Here is a 6,823-nt window from a genome sequence, read left to right on the forward strand (position 1 = left end):
ATCGAGAAGTTAAACAAAATTGTGGTATTGAACGCTGTCAGGCTCGCACGAGCCGAGCGCAAAGAAATCATATTTTTCTCGCTATTTCTGCGTGGTTTGAACAACATAAACGTCGTATATCTGAAAAAATAACCCTTTATCAACAAAATTGGGACGTAATCAAAAATGCTATTGCTGAGCACATCCGTGTTTTATTAGCGTACCCAAATTAGTTTTGTGCGAAACTCGTGCCCTATTCTCCAAGAAATACCAGGATTATTTATTAGTCAGATAATCGACATACACTCAAATGCCAGTGAAATTAATTTCCCTGTCTTTTTATTAATTTTTTATTTCACTCGAAAAGCACAGCCTAATTAATTTGATATTTTTAATTAGAATAAATTAGCGACTAATCCATCGATTAATACTTGAGGAACCCCTTGCGAACAGTGTTCAATGCGTCCAACTACACCATAAACATCAGCCAAATTTTCAGGTGTAATAACCTCTCGAGCCGCACCTTCTGCAACCAAACGACCTTCTTTTAACATTAATATGTGTTCACCGTGTCTTAAGGCAATATTAATATCGTGCACAACAACGATAGTAATAATATCTCTGCGCTTAGTTTCTTTAGCAATTAAATCCATAACATGAAATTGATAATTTAAATCCAGTGCACTTAATGGTTCATCGAGTAACAATAGCTTTGGTTGCCGAATAAGTGATTGTGCCAAACCCACTAGCTGCTTTTGTCCACCTGACAACTGATCTAAATAACACAGTGCCAGATGCTCTATGCCTAATTGCCGTAGTAGTTTCATAACCTCTAATTGGCAAATTTGATCGCAATTTCCGCCGGCAGCACGTTGGGCAACAATAATCGATTCCAGCACATGTAAATGAACACCACTTGGTAATGATTGAGGTAAATAAACCACTTGTTTGGCACGTTGAGCAAAATTCATCGCCATTAAATCCTGCCCATTCAACCATAACTGGCCAGCAGCGCTATTTAATCCAGCTAAAGAACGCAATAACGTAGATTTACCACTACCATTTGGCCCAAGTAAAACGGTAATTTTCCCAGTTGGTAAAATATTGGTGGATAAATTTTGGATCACCGGACATTTAGGATAACCTGCATTAAATTGATTTATTCGTAATCCTTTTATCATTAAATATTACCTCTATGTCGCAAGATCATACTTAAGAAAAAGGGAACGCCAACCAAAGAAGTGACAATACCAACAGGTATAATGACGCCTGGAATAATGTTCTTTGATGCAATCGAAGCTAGCGATAACACTAAAGCACCAATTAAGGCACTGGCCGGTAAATAAAATCGATGATCTTCGCCAAACATCATGCGAGCAATGTGGGGAGCGACTAAACCAATAAAAGCAATAGGACCGACAAAAGCAACGGATAAAGCCGCCAACATACTAATTCTTAATAATGTCGCCAAACGCAACCGACGGACATCAATACCAAAACTGATTGCACGATCTTCACCTAAACGTAGTGCAGTTAACTTCCAGGCACTCATGATGGAAATGGGAAAAATGACCGCAAAAATGGCGGCCATCATTGCCAGCTTAGTCCAAGTTGCCTTTGCCAAACTGCCCATCGTCCAGAAGACTAGTCCCTGTAAGGTATCTTCCGTGGCAATAAATTGCATCATCGAAACTAATGCATTAAAGGTAAATACTAATGCAATACCAAATAGTACCACGCCGGAAGTTGCAATGCGGGTCCAACGGGTGATCGCATCTAGCATTAAGACCGCTAGTAAAGCAAAAATAAAAGCATTAACCGAAATAAACCATTGTTCAGGGATCCCAGCAATGCCAATGCCAGAAACGATCGCTAATGCGGCGCCAAAAGACGCGGCACTAGAAACACCTAATGTGAAAGGACTGGCTAGCGGATTATTTAAGATGGTCTGCATTTCAGCACCCGCCAGTCCAAGTGACATACCAACAGTGACAGCCATTAATGCATAGGGTAAGCGAATATCCCAAACAATCACCTGAGTACCAATATCAACACTCGCTGGTGAGACCAATGTTTGCCATAACTTGGCTAATGAAAGACCTGATGGCCCCAAGGTAAAATCAATCACTAATGACAGCACAATTAACATAATGATTGCCATCATCAATATAATACGGCGTTTCAATATATATTGATAATGAGCCTTAATATTTATGCCATCATGATTAGCTTGCTGCTTAATAGCTGACATAGGTTCAGTTGTCATACTCATTGAAAATAATTACCTGCTTTTTAATAAGTCTTGGCTAACCCAGTAGACGCCCGTTGGCTCTATCGCTAAAAATTGACTATATAACTCTCTCATCGTAGTTTGCGGATCCAAATCGGCAAATTTATCTGGATAGAACCATTTAGCAAAAACTTGTGTCACGATAACGTTATAGGGCGAATTATAATAATTATGCCAAATAGCATAACTGCGACCATCTCTAACGGCTGTAAGGGTATTGATACCTTTACGCTCAGTTATTTTGCTTAAACTGGTTATGGCTGCTTGCTCTGACGATAAAGCACCTAATTGTACTCCTAGCTCTTTGCTGCCAGGCATCTTGGTTCCACTGGCAATATAAATTGCAGGATCATCAGCAATGACCTTCTCAAGGTTCATCATCCCTAATGGTCCGGGTAACGCATTTTTAGCAATATTTATCCCACCGGCTAAATCAATAAAATTGCCCATATTACCGTTTCCAGCCGTACCACAGCAGTCTTCGGACGAGCCCGCTCTTAATTCAATAAAAACAGTGGGTTTTTTATCGTTAGCAATTTTATTGGTAATATCCGTTACTAACTTAAGATTTTTTTCATAGAAATTGGCGTATTTTTCAGCCTGTTGCTCCCGATGCAAAGCCTTACCTAATAAGTGAATACTCGGTAAAGTATTTTTTAGTGGCTCACTACGAAAATCAACAAAAATAACTGGCACACCAGCCTTATCGAGTTGCATGACCAATTCACTATTTTTGCCTGGGCTGTGCCCGGATAAGCCAAAAATAGCGATATCAGGATTTAAGGTTACTACTTTTTCCGCACTAACACTTTCAGCACTGGTATTACCAATTAAAGGAATTTTGTCAATTTCTGGAAACTTGGCTTTGTAAACCGCATATGATTGTGGATCAAGTTTACGAAAATCACCTTGCCAGCCAACAATGCGCGCTAAAGGTTTATTTCCTTCCAGTAAAGCAATCGCATGAAATAAGCGTCCTTCTCCCAACAGAATGCGATTTACCTTCTCCGGTATCTGAACAGTGCGACCCGCTACATCAGTAACCTTCACTGACCATGCGGCAAACGATGTCATTAACGTTACACCCGCTAATAAACAACCATTAACGCCCTTGGTGACAAAACTACACGCAAACTTCACTTGATTGCCCCTCCATTCAACTGATCCGATTTGCGCGTAACAATAAAGCAAATAATAATTATTATCAATATGATTATTGCTAACGTTACTTTTTTTTATTTATTCTTTGAGCTAAGTAAAAAAATAACGCTCGGCACACCCATAAAATGCGTGTGCCTGAATAAAAAATTGATAGGATTTTTGACAATTATTTGTTTAAATTTTCATCATATTCAGGAAAGTCCATCTGCCGATAATGAACAAAATGGGTTTTCTTGACGAGTTTATAACCAAACCATATGACTAGGAATAAAGGGATACCAATATAGGTGGCAATAACACCATACCAGTCAATCTTGTCCGCTAAAAATGCCTGATAATTTTGGCCTAATGTAATGACTAAACAGAGAACAAAAGCAAAAATAGGGCCAATAGGGAAAAAGCCTGAGCGATAGGGTAACTTATTTAAATCATAGCCTTGCAACATATAACCTTTACGAAAACGATAATGGCTAATAGCAATCCCTAACCAGGCAATAAATCCGATCATACCTGAAGTATTCAGTAACCATAAGTAAACAACCTGGTTGCCAAACATTGAACTTAAAAAACAGAGTGCTGCTACAACGGTAGTTGCAATCAAGGCATAGCGAGGAACCCCACCCGGTGATAAGCGTGAAAAGATTTTTGGTGCTTTTCCTTCTTTAGCTAAGGTAAATAGCATTCGGGTAGAAGCATACATCCCTGAATTGCCAGCGGATAATACTGCCGTTAAAATAACCGCGTTCATGACGGCAGCCGCGGATAATAATCCGGCGTTTTCAAAAACCAAGGTAAAAGGACTAACACTAATATCAGCCACCTCATTACGCAGCAAGCGTGGATCCGTATATGGGATAATTAAACTGATCACCAATATAGCAAAAACATAGAATAACAAAATCCGCCAAAATACTTGGCGCACCGCTTTAGGAATATTTTTACCTGGATCTTTAGATTCCGCAGCAGCAATACCAATTAATTCCGTACCCTGAAAAGAAAAACCGACGATCATAGCAACCCCAATCATTGCCGAAAAGCCTCCCACAAAAGCCGCTTCACCAATCTGCCAGTTATGCCAGCCAGCATTTCCTGCTACACGAAAAATGCCAATAATCATTAATATGCCAACCACAATAAAAACAATGACGGTAATGACTTTAATTAAAGAAAACCAATACTCTGCCTCGCCAAATCCTTTGACAGAAATATAATTAAGCATAAAAATGATAAACAGAAAAATCGCACTCCAAATCCAGCCATCAATCTCAGGAAACCAGTATCCCATCACTAATTGCGCTGCAACTAAGTCAACAGCAATAGTGACCGCCCAGTTATACCAATAATTCCAGCCAAGAGCGAAACCAAAGCCTTCATCAACGTATCGAGAACCATAAGTAGAAAAAGAGCCAGAAACGGGTAAATAAGCCGCAAGCTCGCCTAAACTGGTCATCAAAAAATAAACCATTAAACCAATAATAATATAAGAGAATAAAGCACCACCTGGCCCGGCTTGCGCTACCGTTGCGCCGGAAGCAACAAATAATCCGGTACCAATAGAGCCGCCAATAGCTATCATCGTCAAATGACGTGCTTTTAGTTCTCGGCGCAATTTTGTTGTAGCGCCCTGTGATGTATGTGTTGATTGTTCTGACATTAATGACCTTTTATTCAACGTGGATCTTAGCGTCAGTGATTGTAACAGACAGTGTTACTATAAATAAGCATCTATTCTCAGTTATAAGATACCTTCATAATTGACTAAAAATTATTAGTATTGCGCAGGATCTTGATATTAAAACTTCACTGACAATATTCTAATAAAAGTAATAACGCCTTAGATAAATGCTTATTTTGATGATGAATTAAATATAATGTACGTGAAAGTTCGAGTTTATCGATATTTAACGCAACCAATGAGCCATTTTTTAATTGCTCTTCAATCGTGAGTGAAGATAAACAGCTTATTCCCATGCTATTCATAACTGCATGCTTAATGGCTTCAGAATTATTAAATTCAATTAAAATATTGCACTGAGTTAGTTTACTTAATAACAGTTGATCAACAATATTGCGGGTTCCTGAACCGCTTTCACGCAAAATCCAGCCCACATTTTCTAGCTCATGTTGCTTTAATTGACGGCCTGCCAGTGGGTTATTTGGCGCACAAAATACCACCAGCTGATCTTTTTTCCATGGTATAGTGATCAATTCTGATTCATAACAGCTACCTTCAATTAATCCTAAGTCAACCCTGAATTCTTGTACCGCTTTAATCACTTCCGTAGTATTATTTATTAATAATTCAAAAGGAATAGTCGGATTATTATGACGATAATGTATCAATTTCCCTGGCAATATATAGTTACCAATTGTCGTACTTGCTGCTAATTTTACGGCACCTAAGCCTTTTTTTAAATCTTTTCAACTTCTGTCGCCTGTTCAAGTAACGCGAATACTTTTGGATATAATAGCCGACCATATTCATTAGTAACTAAACGTTTACCAACTCTATCAAATAACTGCACCTCAAGTTGGGACTCCAAATCTGTTAAAGCAGCACTTACAGCTGATTGGGATAATGACAATGATTGAGCAGCCTGTGTTGTTGAGCCACATTGTAAAATTTCAATAAAAACTTCAAGTTGTCTAAGGGTTATTCGCATAACAATGCTCACTTTATTAATTAATCACATAAATCAAGCTATCATAATAATCTAGCCAACTATTAACTTACCACTTTTATTAATAGATAATACAAAAATAATCCATTTTAAAGATAGATGCTAATGATATATGCTTACAACAGAATGAGATAATGCATATTGCATAAACCTATGGTTAAAACAGTTATGGCAACACCTATTAAGCATAAAAATTTTAAATTTATCCCTAGCTTACTATTAACGGGTTTTGTAACTACTATTGCCGTTTATCTTGGTAATAACGAATGGTTTGCCAATATTGGACTAAGTGCTCTAAGCTTGGCGATTTTATTGGGCATTGTGATTGGAAACACCGTTTATTTTGCCGTAAAACCCGTTTGTGATGAAGGGATCAAATTCGCTAAACATTATTTATTAAGAACCGGGATTATTTTGTACGGTTTTCGTTTGACATTTCAACAAATCACGAGTTTCGCAGTCTCTAAAAAAGAAGTATAAATTTAAAAACAAGAAAAAATCAGGATGTTCATATTTTGTCCGGTTATCCATGCATTAAAGATATCTATAAAATATTCTTGCAAGTAAGCAGTGTAAGATACTCTAGTTTGGCGTTATCAGAAGTCAGCCCATCGCCTTTATCTCATGACACGGTTAGCCGATGGTTAAAAAGTAGATGTTTCCGCCCTAAAGACCTATGGCGATTAGTTGAACCTTCTATAGACAAAAAAAG

At 38.1% G+C, this 6,823-nt stretch carries 5 protein-coding genes and 3 pseudogenes; 3 read left to right on the plus strand and 5 right to left on the minus strand.

The features are described from left to right. Positions 1-212: pseudogene (locus CBG25_RS05100) on the plus strand (hypothetical protein); the annotation flags it as partial. 162 nt (positions 213-374) lie between these two features. Here the strand turns inward: CBG25_RS05100 and CBG25_RS05105 are convergent. From CBG25_RS05105 to CBG25_RS05125, 5 genes and pseudogenes are all read right to left on the minus strand, one after another. Then, positions 375-1,160 carry an ABC transporter ATP-binding protein gene (locus tag CBG25_RS05105; RefSeq protein ID WP_290605020.1) on the minus strand — a complete coding sequence of 262 codons (786 nt, stop codon included), beginning with the start codon at positions 1,158-1,160 and terminating at the stop codon, positions 375-377. Beyond that, positions 1,160-2,251, minus strand: coding sequence for an iron ABC transporter permease (locus CBG25_RS05110; protein WP_290605022.1), 1,092 nt, complete (start codon positions 2,249-2,251; stop codon positions 1,160-1,162). The genes CBG25_RS05105 and CBG25_RS05110 overlap by 1 nt, the downstream gene beginning before the upstream one ends. A 9-nt stretch (positions 2,252-2,260) precedes the next feature. Then, positions 2,261-3,343 (minus strand): ABC transporter substrate-binding protein, encoded by a 1,083-nt coding sequence (locus CBG25_RS05115; protein ID WP_290605024.1) that lies wholly within the window; start codon positions 3,341-3,343, stop codon positions 2,261-2,263. A gap of 253 nt (positions 3,344-3,596) precedes the next feature. Then, entirely contained in the window at positions 3,597-5,084 is a 1,488-nt protein-coding gene (locus tag CBG25_RS05120; RefSeq protein WP_290605023.1) for an amino acid permease, read from the minus strand. A gap of 146 nt (positions 5,085-5,230) precedes the next feature. Continuing rightward, positions 5,231-6,093, minus strand: a pseudogene (locus tag CBG25_RS05125) (LysR family transcriptional regulator). A 171-nt stretch (positions 6,094-6,264) separates the two neighbouring features. On the opposite strand from CBG25_RS05125, the pseudogene CBG25_RS05130 reads away from it, so the two are divergent. Then, positions 6,265-6,558, plus strand: a pseudogene (locus CBG25_RS05130) (putative sulfate exporter family transporter); the annotation flags it as partial. Between the two features lie 68 nt (positions 6,559-6,626). Continuing rightward, positions 6,627-6,823 (plus strand): hypothetical protein (locus CBG25_RS05135; protein WP_290604058.1); only part of this gene is annotated, 197 nt, incomplete at its 3' end.

It is taken from the genome of Arsenophonus sp. ENCA (assembly GCF_002287155.1).
Taxonomy (GTDB): domain Bacteria; phylum Pseudomonadota; class Gammaproteobacteria; order Enterobacterales; family Enterobacteriaceae; genus Arsenophonus; species Arsenophonus nilaparvatae.

Excerpts from the sequence above, each read along its gene's own strand:
- CBG25_RS05105 (WP_290605020.1), bottom strand. The coding sequence starts at position 1,160 with ATGATAAAAGGATTACGAATAAATCAATTTAATGCAGGTTATCCTAAA.
- CBG25_RS05110 (WP_290605022.1), bottom strand. The coding sequence starts at position 2,251 with ATGAGTATGACAACTGAACCTATGTCAGCTATTAAGCAGCAAGCTAAT.
- CBG25_RS05115 (WP_290605024.1), bottom strand. The coding sequence starts at position 3,343 with ATGACATCGTTTGCCGCATGGTCAGTGAAGGTTACTGATGTAGCGGGT.
- CBG25_RS05120 (WP_290605023.1), bottom strand. The coding sequence starts at position 5,084 with ATGTCAGAACAATCAACACATACATCACAGGGCGCTACAACAAAATTG.